Source organism: Paraburkholderia atlantica, assembly GCF_000092885.1.
GTDB classification, from domain to species: domain Bacteria; phylum Pseudomonadota; class Gammaproteobacteria; order Burkholderiales; family Burkholderiaceae; genus Paraburkholderia; species Paraburkholderia atlantica.
This window is the reverse complement of sequence record NC_014118.1, coordinates 1,031,943-1,054,380: the sequence shown is the minus strand read 5'-3', so window position 1 is coordinate 1,054,380 and position 22,438 is coordinate 1,031,943. Positions and strand designations below refer to the sequence as shown.

The 22,438-nt window shown below is 60.4% G+C and carries 19 protein-coding genes; 17 read left to right on the top strand and 2 right to left on the bottom strand.

The genetic code is table 11. The annotated features are described in order from the left end of the window. Positions 1-76: 76 nt before the first annotated feature. The 13 genes from BC1002_RS20740 (at position 77) to BC1002_RS20680 (ending at position 13,977) form a co-directional block, all read left to right on the top strand. Complete coding sequence (locus tag BC1002_RS20740; RefSeq protein ID WP_013091952.1) at positions 77-610, top strand: YceI family protein; 534 nt, start codon at positions 77-79, stop codon at positions 608-610. 66 nt (positions 611-676) lie between these two features. Further along, positions 677-1,681, top strand: a complete 1,005-nt coding sequence (locus tag BC1002_RS20735; RefSeq protein ID WP_013091951.1) for an ornithine cyclodeaminase family protein — start codon at positions 677-679, stop codon at positions 1,679-1,681. 25 nt (positions 1,682-1,706) lie between these two features. Continuing rightward, positions 1,707-2,717, top strand: coding sequence for a dihydrodipicolinate synthase family protein (locus tag BC1002_RS20730; protein WP_013091950.1), 1,011 nt, complete (start codon positions 1,707-1,709; stop codon positions 2,715-2,717). A gap of 64 nt (positions 2,718-2,781) precedes the next feature. After that, entirely contained in the window at positions 2,782-4,197 is a 1,416-nt protein-coding gene (locus BC1002_RS20725; RefSeq protein ID WP_049870278.1) for an NAD-dependent succinate-semialdehyde dehydrogenase, read from the top strand. Positions 4,198-4,249: 52 nt separating this feature from the next. Beyond that, complete coding sequence (locus BC1002_RS20720; RefSeq protein ID WP_013091948.1) at positions 4,250-5,056, top strand: SDR family NAD(P)-dependent oxidoreductase; 807 nt, start codon at positions 4,250-4,252, stop codon at positions 5,054-5,056. A 2-nt stretch (positions 5,057-5,058) separates the two neighbouring features. Beyond that, positions 5,059-5,502: a hypothetical protein gene (locus BC1002_RS20715; RefSeq protein WP_013091947.1), complete on the top strand. Its 444-nt coding sequence runs from the start codon at positions 5,059-5,061 to the stop codon at positions 5,500-5,502. A 4-nt stretch (positions 5,503-5,506) separates the two neighbouring features. Continuing rightward, positions 5,507-7,186, top strand: coding sequence for an FAD-binding oxidoreductase (locus tag BC1002_RS20710; protein ID WP_013091946.1), 1,680 nt, complete (start codon positions 5,507-5,509; stop codon positions 7,184-7,186). Further along, positions 7,183-7,524, top strand: coding sequence for a c-type cytochrome (locus BC1002_RS20705; RefSeq protein WP_013091945.1), 342 nt, complete (start codon positions 7,183-7,185; stop codon positions 7,522-7,524). Before BC1002_RS20710 ends, BC1002_RS20705 begins: the two co-directional genes overlap by 4 nt. Continuing rightward, the gene (locus BC1002_RS20700; RefSeq protein ID WP_083788714.1) at positions 7,475-8,356 is read left to right on the top strand and encodes an SDR family NAD(P)-dependent oxidoreductase; all 882 of its coding nucleotides are present in this window, start codon (positions 7,475-7,477) and stop codon (positions 8,354-8,356) included. The genes BC1002_RS20705 and BC1002_RS20700 overlap by 50 nt, the downstream gene beginning before the upstream one ends. 3 nt (positions 8,357-8,359) lie before the next feature. Then, a complete protein-coding gene (locus tag BC1002_RS20695; RefSeq protein WP_013091943.1) occupies positions 8,360-9,631 on the top strand; it encodes an oxidoreductase in 1,272 nt (423 codons plus the stop codon). Positions 9,632-9,877: 246 nt separating this feature from the next. Beyond that, entirely contained in the window at positions 9,878-11,584 is a 1,707-nt protein-coding gene (locus BC1002_RS20690; RefSeq protein ID WP_013091942.1) for a methyl-accepting chemotaxis protein, read from the top strand. Between the two features lie 375 nt (positions 11,585-11,959). After that, positions 11,960-12,466 carry a MarR family winged helix-turn-helix transcriptional regulator gene (locus BC1002_RS20685; RefSeq protein WP_041735015.1) on the top strand — a complete coding sequence of 169 codons (507 nt, stop codon included), beginning with the start codon at positions 11,960-11,962 and terminating at the stop codon, positions 12,464-12,466. Between the two features lie 284 nt (positions 12,467-12,750). Further along, a complete protein-coding gene (locus BC1002_RS20680) occupies positions 12,751-13,977 on the top strand; it encodes an MFS transporter (protein ID WP_013091940.1) in 1,227 nt (408 codons plus the stop codon). Between the two features lie 458 nt (positions 13,978-14,435). On the opposite strand, the gene BC1002_RS20670 is transcribed toward BC1002_RS20680, so the two are convergent. Then, complete coding sequence (locus BC1002_RS20670; protein WP_013091939.1) at positions 14,436-14,894, bottom strand: hypothetical protein; 459 nt, start codon at positions 14,892-14,894, stop codon at positions 14,436-14,438. 1,120 nt (positions 14,895-16,014) lie between these two features. On the opposite strand from BC1002_RS20670, the gene BC1002_RS38975 reads away from it, so the two are divergent. Then, positions 16,015-16,725: an antitoxin Xre-like helix-turn-helix domain-containing protein gene (locus BC1002_RS38975; protein ID WP_238538006.1), complete on the top strand. Its 711-nt coding sequence runs from the start codon at positions 16,015-16,017 to the stop codon at positions 16,723-16,725. On the opposite strand, the gene BC1002_RS20665 is transcribed toward BC1002_RS38975, so the two are convergent. Continuing rightward, a complete protein-coding gene (locus tag BC1002_RS20665; RefSeq protein ID WP_013091938.1) occupies positions 16,688-18,442 on the bottom strand; it encodes a phage integrase family protein in 1,755 nt (584 codons plus the stop codon). The two genes, BC1002_RS38975 and BC1002_RS20665, sit on opposite strands and share 38 nt — an antisense overlap. 117 nt (positions 18,443-18,559) lie before the next feature. On the opposite strand from BC1002_RS20665, the gene BC1002_RS37815 reads away from it, so the two are divergent. The 3 genes from BC1002_RS37815 to BC1002_RS20655 all read left to right on the top strand — a co-directional run bounded on the left by BC1002_RS37815 (position 18,560) and on the right by BC1002_RS20655 (position 22,355). After that, positions 18,560-18,838: a hypothetical protein gene (locus tag BC1002_RS37815; protein WP_157874723.1), complete on the top strand. Its 279-nt coding sequence runs from the start codon at positions 18,560-18,562 to the stop codon at positions 18,836-18,838. Positions 18,839-19,722: 884 nt separating this feature from the next. After that, positions 19,723-20,706, top strand: coding sequence for a hypothetical protein (locus BC1002_RS20660; RefSeq protein ID WP_013091937.1), 984 nt, complete (start codon positions 19,723-19,725; stop codon positions 20,704-20,706). Between the two features lie 857 nt (positions 20,707-21,563). Then, positions 21,564-22,355, top strand: coding sequence for a hypothetical protein (locus tag BC1002_RS20655; RefSeq protein ID WP_157874722.1), 792 nt, complete (start codon positions 21,564-21,566; stop codon positions 22,353-22,355). Positions 22,356-22,438 lie beyond the last annotated feature (83 nt).

Below are 22,438 nucleotides of genomic sequence, written 5' to 3'. Positions count from 1 at the left end.
GATGCGTCTCAATGACAAAAATGATACATAGTCTGACTTCGTTTGATCAACATTTTAACCCAGAAGGAGCCATTCAATGACCAATCCCGCCGCGTGGAGCGTCGACCCCGCGCACACCCATATCGGTTTTTCGGTCGGCCATCTAGGGCTCACCCGTACGCCCGGCGTGTTCAAGCGCTTTGTGGCGCGACTACAGTTCGACGAACGGAATATCGAGGCTTCCAGTGTGACGTTCGAAGTCGAGACGGCTTCGATCGATACGGCGCTGGAAATGCGCGACGGGCATCTGCGCGGTGCCGACTGGTTCGATGTGGAGGCGCACCCCAAGGCCGTGTTTGTGTCCCGCGCGGTGCAGCGAGGCGGCAACGACCGCTATGTGATCGAGGGCGTATTGTCCTTGCGCGGCGTCACTTTGCCGGTGATGTTCGACGCCGCGCTTACGGGGCGCGCGGTCAACCCCTGGACGCAGGCGCCAGTCGTCGGATTCGAGGCGGTTGCGACCATAAGTCGTAGTGCGTACGGTATGGGTGCCTTTCCCGGGGCGCTGTCCGATAGTGTGCGACTGAAGATTGAAACCGAGCTGACTACGAAAAATGATGCAACTCAATAAAAAGATTGACGTATTCAATATAGCCAATTAAGCTCATCTGACATTCCACGCGAGATCGCCTCACTCATGTCCACATTTCATTCCCCAGTTTTTGTTTCTAGCGATACGGCACGATCCGTATTTATATGGAAAGAGGCCATTCATGCTCTGCAGGTCGCCTATTCCCAGCCCATTCCTTCCCAGTCCACGCCCGCTCGCAGCGTGGCCGCTGTCGGTAAAACCTGGTTGCGCACGCTGTCGGCCGTGCCCGTGGGCGGGCGCTACTTCGGCGCTAAGGTCATGGGGGCGGCGATGGGCAGTGCAAGACCCGCCGTGGAATACGTGATCGTCCTTTTCGATCGCGAAACAAGCCGCATTGCGGGTCTGGTCGATGGCGCGCTGGTCACGGGCTTTCGCACTGCGGCCACCTCGGCCGCCGCGCTCGACCGCTTGGCGCCTGAGGGTCCGGCGCGCCTTGCCGTGCTGGGCAGCGGCCTCGAGGCCTCGATGCATGTGCGCGCCATCGCCACCGTGCGCGAGCTGACCGAAGTCGTCGTGTTCAGTCCGACACCCGAGAAGCGCGCCGCGTTCGCCGACGCAGTGACACGTGACCTCGGCGTGCCGGCACGCGGCGTTGCCTCGGCTCAGGAGGCCGTGGCCGGCGCCGACCTGGTGTTGTGCGCGGCCCGCTCGCGCGACGAGCTTCCCATCCTGTTTGGCGACTGGCTCAAGCCCGAGGCGACCGTTGTTTCAATCGGTTCGACCGTGCCCTCGCAGCGTGAGATCGATGCGTCGGTCGTGGCGCGCAGCGACATCATCGTGTGCGACATGCGGGAGGAAGTGCTGGAGGAAACCGGCGACATGCTTGCCGCAAGGGAGGCCGGCATTGCCTTTCACGACAAGTCTTTCAGCATGGTCGATCTGATGAGCGGCCAACTCGAAGATCAACTGCTTGGCGCACGGACGCGCATGTTCAAGTCAGTCGGCGGCGGCCTGCAGGATATCGTGGTTGCCGAACTGATCCTGACCCGCGCGCTGGAAAAGGGGTTGGCAGCGGGCCTGCCCATCGAATTCGAAAACAAGAGCATCTGAGCCACTAATACGGAGAACATGCATCATGGCCGGTTACACCAAAAAGGAAGCCCGGGAGTGGGCACGGCAAGCTCTCGTCGGCGTTGCCAACGTCACGATCCCGACGATGACCAATGACTTCACCCGCATCAACGAAAAGGCGATCCGCCACGACGTGCGCCTGTCCATCGAGCACGGCTTCATCGGCTCGCTCGCGGTCTCCGAAGTGCCGCTGTCTCTGGAAGAACATGATCAGTTCCAGCAGATCATGGTCGACGAGGCCAAGGGCAAGTTCCTCGTCGTGCACCACGCCGTCTTCAACACGCTGGAGGACAACATCGCGGCGGTCAAGCGCGCCGAAGCCAATGGCGCCGATCTGGTGCTGCTCGGTTACCCGCCGCACTTCTACCCGAAATCGCTGGACGACGTGTACGAATATAGCAAGGCCGTCTGCGACGCGACCAATCTCGGCGTGATCATCTTCCCAGTGCCAACCTGGGGCTTTGGCCGCCTGCATCCGGCCGACATTCCGGTGGCGGTGCTGCGCAAGCTCGTCGACAACTGCCCGAACGTTGTGGCCATCAAGGCCGAGGGCGGGATGCCGTACTTCATGTCGGCCATTGAAGTGCATCGTCATTTCCACAAGGAAGTGGTGATCTCCTCGCCGCTGGAATACGAATACATCCCGCTGGCGCAGGTCCTCGATATTCCTTTCTGCGGGACCAATTACAGCGCCTTCTTCGGCCCGTGGATTCCTCGTGCCCACAAGCTGATCCGAGAAGGCAAACACGACGAGGCCACCCAGCTGTACTACAAGCTCGAGCCGATGCGCCGCGCGGTTTCCACGCTGGGTTTCGGCGGTCAAGGCCTGTCCAATCGATTGCTGTGGAAGTATCAGAGCTGGTTGCAGGGCTACAACGGCGGCCCAATCCGCCACCCGACCGCGCGCGTTCACGGCAAGGACATGGCGCTGCTGCGAAACGCCACGCAAGCGGCCGGCCTGAACCCGACCAGTTCGCCGGACGAGGAATTCTTCATCGGTCGCAACCCAGTCTGAGGTGTAGCTCGTGAGTGACGTGAATAAACTGTCCCTGAAGGATCCGGACCTGCTGCGCCAAGCCATGTTGATCGACGGCAAGTGGGTGCAGGCCGACAGCGGCGAGACGATCGATGTCGTCAACCCTGCCACCGGCGAACTGGTGGCGCGCGTGCCTAACGGTGGCGCATCCGAAACGAGGCGCGCCATCGACGCGGCTGAGCGAGCGATGCGCGGTTGGCGCAAGACCTTGCCCAAGGAGCGCGCGAAGGTGTTGCGCAAGCTGTACGAACTGATGCTTGAGCATATCGAGGATTTGGCCGTCATCATGACCGCCGAACAGGGCAAGCCGCTGGTCGAGTCGCGCGGTGAAATCCTCTACGCTGCGGGGTTCATCGAGTGGTTCTCGGAAGAAGCGCGCCGCGTCTACGGCGACATCATTCCGCAGAACGTCGACGGTCGTCGCATCCTGGCGCAGAAGGCGCCGATCGGAGTGTTTGCAGCGATTACGCCTTGGAACTTCCCCTCCGCGATGATCACGCGCAAGGCCGGTCCGGGGTGGGCTGTAGGCTGCGCCGGCGTCATCAAGCCAGCCAGCCAGACGCCTCTGTCGGCGTTGGCGCTTGCCGTGCTGGCGGAACGCGCCGGCCTGCCGCCAGGCGTGTGCAACGTGGTCACCGGCTCGGCCCGCGCCATCGGCGGCGAACTGACGTCCAATCCGATCGTGCGCAAGCTGTCATTCACCGGTTCTACTGAGGTAGGGGCGCAGTTGCTGGCCCAATGCGCACCGACCATCAAGAAGACAAGCATGGAGTTGGGCGGCAACGCGCCCTTCATTGTGTTCGACGACGCGGACATAGATGCCGCCGTGAAAGGTGCACTGGCTGCCAAGTACCGCAACACCGGGCAGGCCTGCGTTGCGGCCAACCGCATTCTGGTGCAGTCCGGCGTCTACGACACTTTCGCAAAGAAGCTGGCCGAGGCCACGGCCGCGCTGAAGGTCGGCAACGGTATGGAAGAGGGCGTGGTGCAGGGACCGCTGATTAACGAGGACGCGGTGCTCAAGGTCGAGGAACACATCAGCGACGCTCTGGCCAAAGGTGCCCGTGTGGTCGCTGGTGGCAAGCGGCACAAACTGGGCGGGTTCTTTTTCGAGCCCACTGTGTTGACCGACGTGCCACACGACGCGCTGGTCTTCAGCGAGGAAACCTTCGGGCCTGTGGCGCCGCTATTTCGTTTCGAGACGGAGACGGAAGCGATCTCACTCGCTAACGACACACCGTTTGGCCTCGCCTCGTACATCTATGCGCGCGACGTAGGCCGCATTTTCCGCGTCGTGGAAGACCTCGAGTTCGGGATGGTGGGCGTCAACGAGGGCATGATTTCGACCGAGGTCGCCCCCTTCGGTGGCGTCAAGACTTCCGGTCTGGGACGTGAAGGCTCCAAGTACGGCGTCGACGATTACCTGGAGATCAAGTACGTGGCCCTTGGGGGAATTTGATATACGATACGGACCGTATATCTATAAATCAAAACAACCTAGGAGACACAACGTGTACCGAGCCCTAAGCCTTGAGGGGAAGGTCGCAATCGTCACGGGCGGTGCGGGCGGCATTGGCCAGGCCACCATCGAACTGATGATCGGCCGAGGCGCGCGTGTCGCCATTGCGGACATCGCCCTTGAGCGCGCGCAAGCGGTCGCCGACAAGTATGGCGACGCCGCAGTGGCCATCGGCATGGATCTCTCTGACGAGGCATCGATCACGGCCATGGTCGCGCGCACGGTCGAACATTTCGGCCGCCTCGACATCCTCCACAACAATGCCACCGCCGTCGGCCAGCAACTGGTCGCCGCCGACAATGGTATCGGCGAGATGGCAACCGACACTTGGGACATCTTCTTCAACACCAATTGCCGGGGCACCATGATTGTGACCCGCGAAGCGCTACGGCACCTGATCAAGAGCGGTGATGGCGCCATTGTCAACACAGTGTCCGGCATGGCCTTGCAGGGCAACATCCGCTTCCACGCGTACAGCGCGACCAAGGCCGCAATGATCCAGATGACGCGCGCCGTGGCCACGGCCTACGGGCGCAAGGGCGTGCGCTGCAATGCAGTCGCGCCGGGCTTGGTGATGACTGAAACCGTGGCCAAGGATTTCCCCGAGGCGATGCTCAAGCTTGTGCTGGATGAAACCCCGCGTGACCGCATCGGCGCACCGGAAGACATCGCCGAAGCGGTGGCCTTCCTGGCCTCGGATGCAGCACGGAACATCACCGGACAGACGCTCGTTGCCGATGGCGGTGTGTCGGTGCACATTCCGGGCTTTTCGGCCTACCGCGAGTTTTTCGGAGATTGAGCATGGGTATTGAAGATATGCGGATCAGCCGCCGCTCGCTGCTCATCGCCACAGGGAGCGCTGCGGCGCTGGCCGCAGTTGCTCATCCTTCGCTGTTTTCCGCTTCGGCCGCAACTTTCGCGTCAGTGCAAGAGCCAGTTCCTTCCGACATCCGCTACTTCGTTACGGATAGACGTTATGCGGAAAGTCTGGCACACGCCAAGGCGATGGCACGGGAGGGCGGTAAGACGCTGGACGTCACCGAGGGCCTTACCCGCCTGTGGCACGAGCACTTGCAACCGTTGTGGCAACAGGGAGAAGGCGCCGTCGCCGGGCTGACCACGCGCGCGGTATGGCAGTGCCTCGCCGAGCAGGCACGCAGTCACGCGCTGCGCACCCGTGTACTGACACCGTTGGCTGACAACGACGGTCACCCCGACAACCTCGTTTCCTGGATTATCGCGTGACACCATGAGAACCCCACCGAACGTATCTCCCCAAGTCTTTGCTATTGCGCTGCAGGAATTCACCACGGTCGTCGGCAAAGATTGGGTCCTCGCCAGCGACGAAGACCTGTTCCCGTACAAGGACGCTTATTCGCCCCTGCGCGATATACCGGAAGACCGCAGCGCTTCGGCTGCCGTCGCCCCGGCCTCAGTCGAGGAAGTGCAGGCGGTGGTGCGCATCGCCAACAAGTATCGGATTCCGCTGTACGCGATTTCCACCGGCAAGAATCTGGGCTACGGCGGTTCAGCGCCGAACCACTCAGGCAGCGTGGTCCTCGACCTCAAACGCATGAACCGCATCATCGAGGTCAACGAAAGCAATGCCTACGCCATCGTCGAACCGGGCGTGAGCTATTTCGATCTGTACAACTACATTCGTGAAAAAGGTCTGAAGCTGTGGCTCGACGTGGCAGATCCGGGCTGGGGCAGCGTGATGGGCAACGCGCTGGATCACGGTGTCGGGCATACCATGTCGCGCTTTCGCAACCACTTCGACGCGCATTGCGGCATGGAAGTGGTGCTGGCCAATGGTGAGTTGGTGCGCACCGGCATGGGCGCGCTGCCCGGTTCCACGACCTGGGCGCAGTACCGGCACGGCATGGGGCCGGTGGTGGACGGCATTTTCTCGCAGTCAAATTTTGGTGTCGTCACAAAGATCGGCATGTGGTTGATGCCGGCGCCGGAAGCTTTCATGGAAGGCATGATTTTCGCCCCGCGCTATGAGGACCTGCATCCGCTGGTCGAATTGCTCAAGTATGCGGAGAACACAGGCCTCGCTCCTGGCACGCCGGAGTTGCTCAGTCCCTTGCTTGGCGTCAGCAACAAGACCAAGAACCTCGTCGACGCTTTCTACAAGGGACCGCCGCAGTTGCCGAAGCAGCAGGCCGATCTCGTCGCTCAATCCAGGGTCGGTTATTCCGCTGACCTGGCGAAGTACGGCGCGGACAACAAGATTCCGTACTGGGGTCTGAGCTTGAAGTTCTATGGACCGTCGAAGGTCGTCGCTGCGCAGTGGGAAGCGGTGAAGGAACTGGCGAGCAGATCCATCAAGCATGTCGCCTTCCAGAATGGTCCGATTCAGACCGATCCGCGCAAGGCTTCTGATGAGTGGACGTTCTATCCGCAGGACGTGGGCGTGCCGAACATGGACTTCTTCGGCATGGGCACGCGCGCCGGCGGTAACCCGAATCCGATGCGCGGCCACATGTGGTTCTCACCGGTCATTCCGCAAACTGCGGATGGCATCCTCGAAGCCAACCGCGTGTTCGACGAAGCCGCCCGCACCATTCCCGCGCTCCAAAAAGTGCCGATCTGGAACCTCAGGCCGTTCGCGCTGCCCGCGCCGTTCTACGAACGCAATTTCCTGTTCATCGTCGGCTTTCCGATTACCGACGACAAGGAATTGAACAAGTCCATCGTCAAGGCCTACCGCACTTTGCTCGACATCGGGGCGAAGCATGGCTGGGGCGAATACCGCTGCCATCCGGAGTTCCAGGATCAGGCCATGGGTCTGTATTCGTTCAACAACAACAGCCTGCTGCGCCTGCACGAAACGATCAAGGACGCCATCGATCCGAACGGCATTCTGTCTCCGGGCCGTTATGGCATCTGGCCGAAAAACCTGCGGAAGAACGCGAAATCATGAAAACCCTCGACACGATTCTGCTGGCGGCGATGGTGACCTGGGCCAGTTCCGCCATGGCCAACGACAGCGCAACATTGGACCCGGGCAAGCACGTTTTCGACAAGTGGTGCGTGTCCTGCCACGGCGTGGGCGATCGCAAGCCCGGTACCGCGTCGCTGGCGGCCAAGTACCACGGCAGCATCCCCGCCGCGCTGGAAGAACGCACGGACATGAATCTGGACTTCATCCGCTATTTCGTGCGCAACGGCGTGCTGATCATGCCGGCTTTCCGCAAAACCGAAGTCAGCGATGCCGATCTCGCCGCACTGTCCGCTTATCTCAGCCATCAAAAAAAGTAACGAAATCATGACAACGTTCGCAGACAAAATCAGCAGAGGTCCGTGCGCTGGCCGCCTGCAAGACAAGGTGGCGTTGGTGACGGGCGCTGGCGGCGGCCAAGGTCAGATCGTGTCGCTGCTGTTCGCCGAAGCGGGCGCGAAGGTGTGCGCCAGCGACATCAACCCGGCCACGCTGGAACAGACGCGCGCTCTCGCGGAGCAGCGCGGCTTGAAGATCGACTTCGCGATGGTGGACGCGTCCTCGCCGGAGCAGGTGAACGGCTGGATCGACCGCGTGATGCAAAAGCACGGCCGCATCGATGTGCTTTACAACAACGGCGCCGGCGTGCACATGGCGCCGTTCGACCAGATGACTTTCGAGCAGTGGAAGGAAACCATTCGCCTCGAACTGGACGTCATCTACCTGCCGACCAAGGCGGTCTGGCCCATCATGAGCGAGCAGAAGAGCGGCTCGATCATCAACATCGCTTCCTGCGCCGGCATGCTGGCCGCCGAGGGCCTAGGCACCACCGCGCACGCGGCGGGCAAGGGCGGTGTCATCGCGCTGACCCGGCAGTTGTCGCTGGAAGGCGCGCCGCACTGGATCCGTGTGAACTGCATTTCACCCGGACCCATCATGGGTCCCGCATTGCAGCGTCCCTATGACGAAAGCCCATATTTCCGCAAGCTGTTCGACAGCACGCCGTCACTGGATCGACACGGCTATCCGCTGGACATTGCCTACGCAGGCTTGTTCCTCGCTTCCGACGAATCCACCTTCATTACCGGGGTCAATCTTCCGATCGACGGTGGCGCCACGAGCAAGGTCGGCGCGATGATGGGAAGGAGCTGAATCATGACAACGACCAACGTGCTTGCAAGTCGCCTCACGATCAACAACCTGGAAATCAAGAACCGCATCATCCTCGGGCCGATGGCCGTGCTACGTCCGACCGAAGACGGCCGGCCGAGCGAGCAGACCATCGCGTTCCTCACGCGGCGTGCAAAAGGTGGAGTGGGGCTGATCATCGTCGGCGGTTCTGTGGCGAGCGAGCGAGCGTGGAGCGAATCGCCGTTCTCCCCGAACGTGCGTTTCGACAAGGACGAGTTCGTCCCCGATCTCACGCGGCTGACAGAGGCCGTGCATGCGCACGGCGCGCGGGTCTTCGCGCAGTTGTTCCCGAGCTTCGGCCGGATGGGTGTGCCTCGCAACGGTAACTGGATTTCGTCGGCGAGCCCGAAGTCGGTCGACATGGGCGCGGGTAGTCTGCCCATTAACCTCTATATTCCGGGCGGCCGCGTCACGCCGTTGCCGAAAGAGGCTTCGATTGCCGAGATCAAAGAGCTTGAGGCCGATGTCGTTTCCGCAGCGCGTCGCGCGAAGGCGGCCGGTTTCGACGGCGTCGAGATTGGCGCGCACATGTGCTACTTCTACTCTTCGTTTTTGTCGCCGCTGTCGAACCAGCGTACCGATGAATACGGCGGTTCCACCGAAAACCGCGCACGGGCGCTGCGTGACGCGGTCGCCGCGGTGCGTGCTGAGGTCGGCCCCGGCTATCCGGTCGGCATCCGCATGAGCGTCAACGACCACATGCCCGGCGGGCAGGGGCCGGAGGGCTTCGCTGAAGTGGCCGGGCACATCGTCAAGGCCGGCGTGGATTTCATTTCGCTCAGCGAGGGCAATTACGAGTCCATGGGCGAGAACGTCGCGAGCGTCTCCGGCTCCATGCTCGCGCACGGCGAGCCGCAGGCTTTCCGCGAGGCGGTCGGCAGCGATGTCCGGCTGTTTCTTTCGAGCACGCCAGATCCGAAGCAGGCCGCCGAGGCCATCGACGCCGGGCACGCCGATGCGAGCATGCTCGCCCGCCAGATGCTTGCTGACCCTGACTATGCTGCGAAAGTCATCGAGGGTCGCGAGCGCGAAATTGTGTGGTGCGACCATGCGAATTCCTGCTTGCGCCGGTTGATCCTCAATGTTCCGGTCGCTTGCCACAAGAATCCGGAGATGGGCCACGAGCATCCAAATGCCAAGCGATCCAGCCTCGCCCAGGAGGTTGCCGTATGGGTCACCGGTAATCGCACTTTGATGACCGTGGTCGACAAGCTTGCGCGTATGAAGCAAAAATAAGACACCGCGGACGGCGGGAGATCTCTCGTCACAAACTGTCCCCTCAAGGGTTAAACGCATGAACTCCAGACTTTGGGGGGCTAGTGAAGCACTACGAGCGCTTCAGGCTCAACGCGCTAAAGCGATACGTGCAATACCTGCGATATCTGTCGGGTCACTCATAACAACCGAGGCACCCGCGTCGGAACGGCCGGGATTCGCGCTGCGCTCCTTCAGCTGGTAACAGGAGAATAAGGAGGAGAAGAGATGAAGATCGGTTATGCTTTTCATCGCCTTACCATCGGCGCGCGGCTGCGTACCGGATTTGCCATGATGCTCGTGTTGATGGCTGCAATCACGGTTGTCGCAACGGTTCGCATGGCGACCAACCAGGCGCGCATGGACGAGATCACTGGCGCCAACAACATGAAGTCGCGTGCGGCGATGGCGATGCGCAACACGGTGTTCGAACGCATGGTCGCATTGCGGGACGTTGCGCTGGTGGGGTCGGCCTCGCAGGTGGACGAAGAAGTTGCACTCATCGATGCGAAGGCGCGAGTCTATGGCGAGACGGAACAGCGATTGCTTGCTTTGCTCTCCAGCGATAGAGAACGCTCGGGTCCCGAGCGTGCAGTCCTCACCGAGATTAACCAGCATGAAAGTGAGGCGCGCCCGTTGATCGGCAAGGCCATTGAGCTGGCGCGCGCGGGGGGGATGGATCAGGTGTACACCATTCTCTCGGTCGAGTTGAAGCCGGTCCAGCTTAAGTGGATGGACGCGCTCTCCAGGCTGGTTGCGTTGGAGGACAGGAACAATGAGCTGGCAACCGACGAAGCGAGGGAGGCATCGCATTTTGCTCGCAACGGCATGATTGTCATGGGCCTCGTTGCCACCATTGTTGGAATTGCCGTTTCCATGCTGATCACGCGCAACCTGCTCGCTCAGTTGGGCGGCGAGCCCGTTTATACCGCCGGCGTAGCCGGGCAAATTGCCAACGGCGACCTTGCTGGCGAAGTCGCCTTGCGGGACGGAGACCGCTCCAGCTTGCTGCATGCTGTCGCCACGATGCGGGACAACCTCGCCCGTATCGTGGGCAGAGTACGCCTGAACACTGAAACCATTGCCGGCTCGTCGTTTGGCATCGCCAATGCCAACCACGAGCTTGCCATCCAGACCGAACAGCAGGCTGCCTCGCTGAAAGCCATTGCCGACTCGATCGGTAATCTCGCAGCTACCGTCCGCAAGACGGCAGAGAATGCGAGCATTGCCGATGCGCTCGCCATCTCGGCGTCTGCCGTCGCCAAACAGGGACACAAAGTTGTGAGCGAGGTCGAGCGGAAGATGCAATCTATCAGCGCATCGGGAGCGCGCATCGTCGACATCATTTCGGTTATTGACGGCATTGCGTTCCAGACCAATATCCTGGCATTGAACGCGGCCGTGGAGGCCGCGCGCGCCGGTGAACAGGGAAAGGGTTTCGCCGTGGTCGCGACCGAAGTGCGGAATCTCTCGCAACGTTCCGCAACTGCGGCAAGGGAAATCAAGGACCTGATTGCGGATTCTGCCGCACAAGTGCAAGCAGGGAGCGAGTTGGCTGGCGAAGCCGGGCAGACCATGCAGGAAATCTTGCAGAGCGTGCAGCGCGTGACCGACCTCATGCGTGAGATCAGAAGTGCGACCACAGAACAAAGCAATGGCATCGACCTGATCAATCAGACTGCTGCTGAGATTGAAGGCGTCACGCGTCAGAACGCAACGCTGGTCAAGGAAACTGCGCAAGCGGCAAACAGTCTGCAGCAGCAATCGGAACAACTTGCGGACCTTGTCGCTTTGTTCAAGGTGGAGGGTCTGCAGAGCCCGCTCCCATTGAGCAATCCCGCCCCGGTCGAGTATGAGAGCGCAACTCTCTCCGGCAAGCCGCCGGCATCTCGGAAGGTTGGGCGGGAACGGCATATCAGATTAATCGAGGGCTAACGGTCATGGCATGACTGCACGAACCATTTAATCGAAATCCATATGTACGGAGGGACTCATGCCAATCTGTGACGATAGATGGCGCTCAATATTGACGCAGGCTTGGGAATGGATCGCAGAAGGGTGGTTCGAGAATGTTCGGTGTATGGGTTTAATGTACGTATCGAGGCCTGATGACGATGGAGCGGAGCAGCCACCGAACCAATCTGAATGGCATGCTGCCGATAGAGTAGCGGACCACTAACCGTTTTTTCGTTAGCGGATTCATCATCTCTGTCCGTAATGGGTTGGAAGTGCAGTAACAGGTGTCGCGGTAACCGAAGTAAATACTTTCCCTCTGAGACGCAGAACGATTTTCAGAATCTCGGTAAGCCTATGAAGACACTGCCTTACAGTGGATGCGAGCGAGAGGCGGGTAATAAGCAGTTTGACAGCAGTCAATCAGAATCGGGCCATCGGCTACTTGTAGTAGTGAGCAATATCGATAGGTCGATTGAACGAATCAAGGAGAGGATTTATGTCGATGCTTTCGGTATATCGTGGCCGCAGGCCAAACTCGTTATGTATCTTGCGCGCTATCAGACCACCAAACAGGTGCAGATAGCAGGCGACCTGCGCTACGATGAAGGGGCGCTGTCCAGGCTACTGGCGCGTCTTGAGCACTATGGATTGGTCAAGAGATTCCCGGACTCAAAGGACCGACGCAACCGATGTATTAGCCTGACCGATCGAGGTTCGCGACTGGCGAATGAGCTTTCCGCTACATCTCGACAACTGGATGGTCATCTTTTCTCGATCTTCAGAGAAGACGAGAATTCAAGGCTGATTCGATTGCTAAAGCGACTTATTTGCAATGGATTGGATGATGCAGTCTCACTCTGAGCGGTTATTTCGTCTCTCAGCGAACCCCGAAAATCGCATTGAGCAACCGGCGGTGCGTGGCCAGGGAGATTACCCGATGACATGGACTCGAGATGAAATGGCCGCGCGCGTTGCAGAGGTCTGGAGGGCGGCATTTAGGTGAACCTCGGCACTGTGGTGTCGACGCTAGTCGCCAACCCTGTCCCTGACAGTGTTTTATATCGCGGGCGTTCGGTGGCAAGGTCGGTGGATTTGCCTCATGGCCGGGGTTCTTCGCCGACTGCCCGGTGAATACTATCTGAAACATGACTTTCGACTCCAACTCTCTACCGGTATCTGGTCCTCGCGTGGTGGCGTTGGCTGTCGCCTGCGGACTTGCCGTCGCGACGCTCTACTATAATCAACCGCTACTGCCCGTAATGGCAGCCGGTGTGGGCTCGGGTTCCTCCGCCCAGGGGGCGATCACCATGCTTACCCAGATCGGCTATGCGCTTGGACTTCTCTTATTCGGCCCGTTGAGTGATCGACTTGACCGGCGGAGGCTTGTTGCGTGCCTAATTCCAGCGAATATTGCTGGCTTGATGATATGCGCGACGGCAAGCTCGTTAGCTTGGTTGCTCGCGGCGAGCATGCTCGTCGGGGTTACAGGAGTCACTGCGCAGATAATTATTCCGGCGGTATCAGGCCTGGTGGCTCCTGCCAAACGTGGCCATACCGTAGGGTGTCTGATGAGTGGCTTGTTTGCCGGCACGCTGCTCGCCCGTACCCTCAGCGGGTATGTCGGTGAGCACGCCGGGTGGCGGACGATGTTTGCCTTAGCAGCCGTAATTGACGTCCTGCTGTTCGTCGTAGTCTGGTTGTGTCTCCCAGCTATCCAACCGAGTAGCGACACGCCGTATTCAAAGTTGATGGTGTCGCTTGGTCAGTTGTTCGTGAGGCAGCCTTTGCTGCGGGAGGCTTGTCTTGCCGGTTTTTTGCTGTTCGGGGCGCTCAACGTGCTTTGGGGATCGTTGGCGTTGATGTTGCAGCGACCACCCTACGGTTGGGGTAGTGATCTGACGGGATTGTTTGGGTTCGTTGGCCTAGCGGGAATGCTGGCTTCTACGAAGATTGGTCGTCTCTCTGACCGTTTGGGGGCGCGCAATGTTGTATCGATCGCCGCAACGCTCGTCATAGTCGCATTTTCCCTGATTGCGGCGTCGGGCTACTCTCTGACGTTGTTGGTTCTCGGCGTGATCGGACTAGATTTGGGCAATCGCGCCAACCTTATCGCGAATCAGACACGGCTGTATGGGCTGCAGCCTGAGGTGCGCGGCCGCCTCAACACAGTTTTTATGATCTCCTATTATGTCGGCGGGGCAATTGGCTCAATCGGAGGGGCGGGGGTGGCGTCGCGATATGGCTGGATTGGCTTGGGCGTGGCGGGCGGGACCTGCGGCGTACTGGCGTTTGTCGCTGCCCATCTGGCGCGCCTCTCAGAGCCGGCTCGCGTCCGTGGCGATCAATGCTCTCGCCCTGCGAGTGGCTTGTGAGATCCACGCGATCAACAATCTGCGTGTATTGACGTATTTAGAAGGCGAGTTGTGATTGGGCTAGGATGCAAAGATCGCGGGCTACCCCGCTTCGGTGGAAGCCGAATTCTAGGTTCTTGAGCTGAGACTCTCAAAAATCGCGTTGGCGGGGGACAAGTCGACAATGGAAAGCATATTTAGCTGCCTGAAAACCGGGCGCGTGGCGCGCGAGGTCTGTCAGTCGCGAGAAGATGCGCGCTCAATCGTTCGACTATATCGAACGCCACTGCGCCCCACTGACATTCAACGCTGTGATACGTCAGCCCGTTGAGTTTGAGAGGCGGGAAAACCTTGACTTGCTGTTCACTGAACTGGAAGCAGTCCAGAAATAGCGACTGCGTCCTCTTCATCGCCGATTCCGTGGTACCGCCCAGGCAACTTGGCAAAGTCAGCGCTGGCGACCTGTGAACGACTGCGGCTCAAGACGTGTGATTCAGGTTACCGCAGAAGACATCGACGTTCCCGTCTGCCGCACTGGTACGCAATACGACAGCGTAGTCAGATGAAGTCAAGTCGCTCATCGAAGCCGGGATAAATTTCCACATTCGCATGACGCGGGTGGGTACGCTATCGCCAAGAACCACCCGCTGATTCAGCGCATACGCCGGTTTCGCTCCAAGGTTGCCGCATGAACCCGGATAAATAAAGGTGTAGATATGCGCGGGCAACGCGGTGAATTTGGGCACACCACCCACCAGTAAGCTCATCGCCGTTCCGCTGCCCTGTTCCACCAAAACGGCTTGTCCAATTTTTCCGGCATTTGCCGGTGTGGCAGTCAAGCGCACAGTGACCATTTCCGGGCGGCTCGAAGCCGCCATGCTTTGCACAGCTGTGACAATGGCTACTGCGATTAATGTCGGCCAAGAATTGGTTTTCATAGTTTACCCTCCTTCCTTCAGACAATCGCGATATAACGCGACTGCTTGAATATAGACCACCCATAAAAATCCGAGGGAGGGGCGCGTTCCAGCGGGGTCGCGGTACGTCGTCCCTGATATGGAAACGACTATTTACTACGTCAAATGCGGTCGACTTGGCGGCCCCCGATCAATCCACCCGTCATGCATCCATAGCCAATAAGCCCAGTGTTGCAGAGTAATGGTGACGAATCGTGTATTGGATTTTTTAGGTGGGGACTGTTGATGGTGAAAAAGATACAACCCTGCGCTGTCCGGGCTGGGTCGAACGTGCGGTATGAGTCCAGAGATGGCACCGGAATGAGAAGAGCCGCCGGGTCGTGGAACTGGACCGCCGCGGCTATTACTGGTCAGTCCAGATAGTCCGAAATATTGGAGAACAACTCGTGAAAACCGTCGCGCGCTGCTGAAGTTCACAGTTGCCGGGAGTTGATGAAATGCGAGCGAGGATTGAAAGTCCTCGGGTGGGGCGCCGTTCTAGGAAGCAATATTCCAACTAACTTCGAGCAGCTCCGCGCAAGTCCGTAGCAATAATCGAGCACCTTTCATTTCTGCGTCGACAGTAGTATGTCCTTTGGATGTCACTATTGATTCGGCCACGACTTTTCCTTATTTTTCCCGTAATTGTAAGGCGGCATCGCAATCAGGCGCCGGTCCCGACACCGTCGCTAGACCTGCGTTGCGGCTGATAGTCGCGACCCTGTCCGAACATCAGAACAGGAACTGCAGAGAATCGGGCCCATCAAGTGGGAGCGGCGGTCATAACAAATTCGCGAAATGTGTGACGGCATTGTTGGGGCGTGGCGTGAGAGCTTATGCGCTTCATGCGGTCGCACCAGTTCGATTCGTCTATCGCGCAGAAGCGGTGGCCGAAACGACGGCCCGAGCGGGAGACGCAACATAGCGCGATCTGCCGAGTGCGCGAGGAAGCGGAGCCTGAAATGAACCACGCCCGAGAGGCTGAGGAAACGCATAGCCCGTTCGCTGGCCTGCTAAGCGCGATCAAGCTGAGGGGATTGCCGCGCATGCCGCGCTGCGCCCCGAAGAACCGATCGGTGAGGCCATATCGAAGCTCCCTGACATGACCCCTCTGCAGAGACACGACATCGTGATCAAGGGGCTCCCTGTCTCGGCGGCGCGTGACGTCATGGCCGCCTACACAATTGTCGGTCGTGAGGAGGTGCTCCAGACCATCGGTTTGAGCAAGCGAACGCTGCAGCGTGGCAAGAACCCTGACCTTATGCTCGACAGCAACGCCACTGACCGGCTCATCCGCCTCGCAGCCGTGACCGAGAACGCAATCGACGTTTTTGGCTCCAAGGATGCGGCCGAACGGTGGCTCGTAACTTCGGCCATTGGACTCGACGGCAGGAAGCCTCCCCGACCTGCTTCAAACGTTCGAAGGCACCGAATTCGTCAAGTCGTTTTTGACGCGGATCGATTACGGCGTGTACTCGTGATGCTGCTACCCGTCGGACTGACCGGTGGCTCCGGCCAACTGGCCGCTGCGCATGTGAGCCAATTGACCAGCGACCGTCGGCTGACCAGCACAGCGTCGACCTCGGACATCTCGCCGCGGTTGGGTGCGCGACAATGCTGCAGCCGTGCATTTATACAAACGTGTGCTGCATTCGAACACGGTGCCCTGCAAGATCGCTGCAAGCGGTCTTCAAATTTTTCGCGAGGTCTCACGATCTGGAAACCAATTTCGCGACGCTGTTCAATGGGGCGGAGATGGTTGCGTGGGGCGAGCATTATCGGCGCGCGGCTTTTCGCCCGAATACGGCGCTGACCTGCTGGGCGCGCCGCGCATTGTCATCGTGCAGATAGGTCGACGTGGTCGAAATCGACGCGTGCCGCAGGTTATCGCGTACCGCGACGAGATCCACACCACCGGCCAGCGCGTGGGACGCGTGCGTATGACGCAGCCAGTGCGGGCTGGCCTGTTGCAGACGCGCTGCGAATTCGGGGTTCTCATCGAGGAACACCCCGGCGGCGAGTCCGAAAAAAGCATCCAGGACCTGGCGCAGTCGTGTGGCTGAGACCGGATTATTGCTGTGGACTTCCGGACCCAGCGACGCAACAACCGGGGCAGCAGGATCCCATCGACGACGTGTCACCGGTAGCCCACGCTGCGCCAGGTACCGTTCGAGTGCGTCCAGCGCAAGCGGTGGCAGCGCCACCGACCCGGCTCGTGCCCCCTTGCCGGTGACGCGCAGCCACCATTCGTCCCGATCATCGATCTGTATGTCGCGCAGCGTCGCGCCGACCAGTTCCTGGGCGCGTAGCCCCGTCGCGTACAGGAAATCCAGCAGGAAGCGCAGACGCTGCGCGGCGGGCGCCTGCCAGCCGTATGACCCCTCGAGCCGGTCCGCGAGGCCGCGCACCGCCTGCCATTCGCTGCTGGTGAGTGCGCGCGCCGTATCGAAGGGCGTGGTGCGCTGTCCACCCCGCACGGTCAGCCCGGTGAACGGGTTGCCGAGCACATAGCGCTGCTCGACCAGCCAGCGAAACAGCGCATTGAGCACGGCGAGCGCGTATCCGGCCGAGCGGGGCGAGAGGCTGCGCGCGAAGGGACGCCATTCGACGGAGTCGCGCGGCCGCGGCGGACCGGTCCAGCGCGCACGCGGCGCCGGATGACGCAGGAACGCGCGGTAAGCAATCGCATCGTCGGTGGTGAGCGACGAAAGCGGTTGCTGCCGTTCAACGACGGCCCACAGCATCAGCCGTTCGGCCTCGCGGCGATACGCGCGCGCGGTGTGCGGCGCCTCGTGCAGCGCCAGCCACGCCTGTACAGCCTCGTAATCGTTGCGGGCATTCAGGAGGCACGCGCGGCGCGGAGCCCGGAAGCGGCCACGCGAGCCGTCGAGGCCCGGTACCGGTTGCAGGTGTTCCCATGGCGCAACGCCGTCATCGCGTGGCGGCTCTATCCGCTCGACGAGAGCTCGGGCGTGGGCGGTCAGTACGGGGTTCGCCGCGAATAGAGCCTCGACCCGATGCGCACCGGTGCGCCCGAGCCCGGGAATGCTGCGCCACCACAGGTGCCGCCGCGGGACCCGCAAGGTCAGTTCGGCGAGCGTCCTCATGCGGGCGGTGCACAGCACGTGCGCGATGCGCGGTGGCAGCCATGCGCCGACGCCGTCGGTCAGCCGCGGCTGCGGGACAGGGGTGCGTCGCAGGATGTCAATCGCGTGGGCGACGGCCGTGGCGTGCCGCGTACGGTCAGCGGCCGTGCACTGGAAGAGGTGCACGAGGTCGTCTCGCTGGCGGGCGGTCGCGCACGTGACCAGCTGGAAACGGATGCGGGCGATCAGGCCGCGCGAGGACTGACCATCATCGCGGGTGTGGTCGAGGTAGCGCGTGACGGCCGCGCGGGCCGTCAGGCCCTCGTGCCAGGCGCGCAGTGCGGCGAGCGACGCGAAACCAGGCAATGCAGGGGGCAGGGCAGCGGGCGTTCTGGCCGAAAGTCCGTTCCCCTGTCTGGGCGGCAGGACAGGCACGCTTTTCATGCAACCAGTTTAGACCGGTGCGGCGCCACTTGCGATAAGGGTATTTATCGCAAGTGGTCGCCGGTGAATGTCACTTCAGACAGGGGGCACGGTGCCCGACTGCGCTCTGGCAGGGTTATGCAGTTGATCACATGGCACGCGAAAGCGGCGAGGACCTGGTTGCCGATGCTGTTGCTGTCGTTCGAAGACGACGGCGGGCTGCCGGATTGCAGCGCTCTTCTGGGGGGGGCGGTCTTCGCCGGACGCGTAAAAAAGCATCGCGGCGCAAAATTATTTTTCCGTGGTGCAGCAAGGGTGATTGCATCGCCTTGCGGGACGGTGGCATTCACGTCCTATAAAAGTCGTACAACTGCACATTGCCCCAAGCATGAAAATGACATGCGACTTCTTGGTTGACCATGAAATGGCGCAATGCGCAAGATGTCATGCCGCGCAGACGGTCATCGAAGCGCAGCATCGAGGTGGAACATCCGGTGAGCGTGGTGAGGCATTGGTGTCATGAGAAATGCCAGTCCTGCAATTTTCATAAGTTGTGCTAACTGATCGGAGACGGCCGCCCGGCCTGGCTCGACGGAAATTCCGACATTGTTTGTCATATCATGTGCCGACAAAAACAGTTTCACATGAAATGAGCTGCATTTAAGCATCTACGTTCGGCGTTCGTCCCTCGTCCTCGTAGCGGCTGGTTAGCTTCATTGACGAAGTAAAGAAGTCGCGCCAGTAACGTGAAATTTCAACTATGTACCGTCCGTGATCTGGAGCGAACAGGGCCGCGGACGTGAGGTCCCTCTCACGGGACGCTGTGTCCGGAGCGCACGCAGCATTCGTGAGGCTTGAATTTCACAAAGGGCTGCCTAGACTCGGATCCGCGGAGGACGCGGGCTCATCCGCCCGGAAATGCCCATGACGCGACTGGCGGACTGTTGATGTGGGCCAGACGTTTGGCAGATCGGGACCTTACCAACGCTGAGGGATGGGAGGCGTCGCCGCCGCAGAAATCGGGCCGCGCAGCGCTTTGGCCCGAAGTCCGACGCGCGGTCTGCATGAGACTTCGAAAACTCGTCGGAGGCTCCGGATCTCCAGATCGCGAATTTCAACAACGGAGGCGCCTGGCCATGAAACAAGGGCCGTAAAGAAACAGAGCAGCGAAAAAACAGAACGGGCACCCGGTCTGCCAACCGGGTGCCCGCTCATCCCAGCCTGATTGCCAGAGTGGACAACACAAGCGCATCCTCTGCCCAATCCGGTCTCTTGTCAAGAGCCTTGAAACGGAGGCAGGAATGGACTCGTCCATGCATTCCCGCCGCTGGGGAAGACCAGCGGAAATTCGGCCCATCTATGGCGACAACCGCGCCGCCACCAGACAGGAAAGGGTGACAGCCCGGATCCCCGTGCAACGGCAGATACCCCGGGCGCAGGCAGCAGGGGTAGATCTTTCACAACTGCTGGAGCGTGTGCAACGTCTGAGCGCTGCCAGGATTGCGGCCAGGGTTATGGCTTTTGGCGAGAGCGGTCTGACCCGGTGGCCGTTTGAGGCATCCAGCACATCCAGCACATCCAGCATTCAGGAGTCCCGGGCCATCCGTCTTCTGGATGGCCCGGACTCAGACAGGCGCAGAGACGCACTGTGGGCACGCCTCGGACAACTGGCTGTTGGGGGTGGGCAAATGCTGGTGGTTTCGCACGGACCCGGCGAACTTCACATTCAACTCGGCCATGTCGCAAGTCAGGTTGCCGTGCTGCGGGCTTTTTTCCCGGATCGACCGGTCTTTGTAGGCATCGACGGAATCGACCAGCACGTGAAATCATCCCTTGGCGATGCAATTCAGTTGCGCAGGTTAGCCAACATGTGCACCGAAATTGTTTGCACGGTCGACGGGAGATACGGTGACTCAAGCTTGCTGATCTTCCACCTGCGCTCATTGGGCGTCACGGTGCTCCGCGAGCTCCTCCCTCTGGAAGACCGTACGGAAGGCCCGGTCGTCCATGGGACGCCGCACATCTCTTCGGCTGTGGAGTCCCAGGCAGTGGAGCTGCGCCGATACGTCTACCGGTGGGAACCCAGCGGCAAGACACACTCCCTCATCAGCTCGCTCGGCCTCGAAGTCCGCAATGCGCCGGCCTTTCGTCCTGACTTTCGAAGCGTAATCGAACGATATTTTGGCATCACTCCTGCACTCTGGAACGTGCCCAGAGATATCCCCGGCCCGCAGGGGGGCGGCCTACGTCCGTCGCCGAGGTTCCACAAACCGGTGAACGACTAGAGCGGCGTTGGCTCGGCGAAGGGTGGACCGTCTCTCGTCAGCCGGATGCGAAAGATCGGAATCCGCAGGTGCATTTCAGAACGGGCCTGCCATGACCCGCATTAGGTGGATGTCGGATGCAGAGCAGACCGGGATCATGGGAGCCTCGTGCCAGGTTGACGTCAAGCGCGTCGGCGAACACGTGGCGCGTGCTCGGGACAAACAGGAGCCGGTAAGCCGATAGCCAGGGTCGCCGTCGCAGAACCACCGGGGCTTCAATATGGAATCCTAAATTAATGATGTGCGTTGGTGTTTTGGGGGAGGCGTGTTTTGCCGAGTCTCTGAGGGGATTGTGACCATGAAGACCCGAGGGTCAGCGGTAGCTATTCGACCGACGGCCCCGGAAGTACGAAAGGAGTCAGCCAGCGAAAAACTGTTTTCCGGCGGATCCGTTCGCCCGGACAGCAATGTCCGTTGTTACGAGAACCGCGGAAAGGGATGGGTGCGGCCAGAATGATCCGCACAAAGAGAAAACAGATGCCCCGTGGCCAGACGGGACATCCGTTAATGTCGGCTCGAACGGCACGGCCGGTTCTGCGTCGTATAAGGAACCGTGCTCGCGCCGACGAGGCCATTTGTCAACCATTCTCCGAAGGAGAAGGGAAATGCTTTCGTCTAACGCTTGTGGGCGACTGTGCAGTCAGACCACCATCGGCCGCGGGGATTCGGCGCGATCGCTGGAAGCTCCGCCTGAACATGGTTCGTGGCCGCTTCGGCTGCGATCTGATGTCTCGCAGCACGTTGAAACGTCCGGGAGCAACTTGCGGCGTGTCGCGCAGCGCGCGGAATGTCTCGCTGACACCCCGGCCGAGGTTCTCATGTTGAATGGTTCCCGGTCACGAGATCGCCAGGCGGAGCTGTTCAACCTGGCTTTGCGAGAAGCTGAGCGCGTATGGCTTGATGAGCGTGTATACCAGCGACCCTGCATGCTCAAGAACAGCTTGTCAGAAAGTCTTGATACCGCATTGCGAAGGCTTGCGAATAGAGTCCCCGCCAGTGATGCCAGGGTCATCGGACTGGATGCCCCCGATCAGGATTGTCAGAACCTGTTCTCGGCGGCAGTCCTGATTGCAACCATCGTTGCCTGCGGAGGCTTCGTCATCTGCGCGGTTGATCCCAGGAGAAAGCGGGCGAAGGTTCTCAAATTCGCCTTGACGAGTTGCGGACTCAGGCTGAAGCAGATCACCCTGGATGATTGGCTGCGTAAATATATGGTCGACGGGTCGGAGATTGGGGTGCGCAAATCTCCTGAGATGGAACGCAAGGTTCCTGTGACTAATCAGGCCGTCAGCTGGGCTTCGCGTCCGCGGGTGCGCCTGCTCCTGGATTATCTGGAGCCGCAAGTGCGGAACATCGCCTCAAAGCACATTGATGTATGGGTGGATGCTCCGGTGTCCGACATCAAGTCGTCAATCACATCCCGACTCAAGAAAAAGAAGTATGCGGAAACGCGCGCGGATTGCGGCGAACGGATGGGCGGCACCGGTGTGCAAGGTCATGATGTTGCGCGTGCAACTGACAGGGAGGCGGCACAGCGGGCCGCATGTGCCGCCGCGTACCGCAACGACTTTGCATTAGGCCGCCGGGCGAAAGAGCGTCGCCGGCGGTAGCCGCGGGGTGTCACAAGACCGCTGGGCAGACGCTGGATTCGCATTACTTCACCGCGCCAGCGGTCCATGTAGGCAGGCTGTAT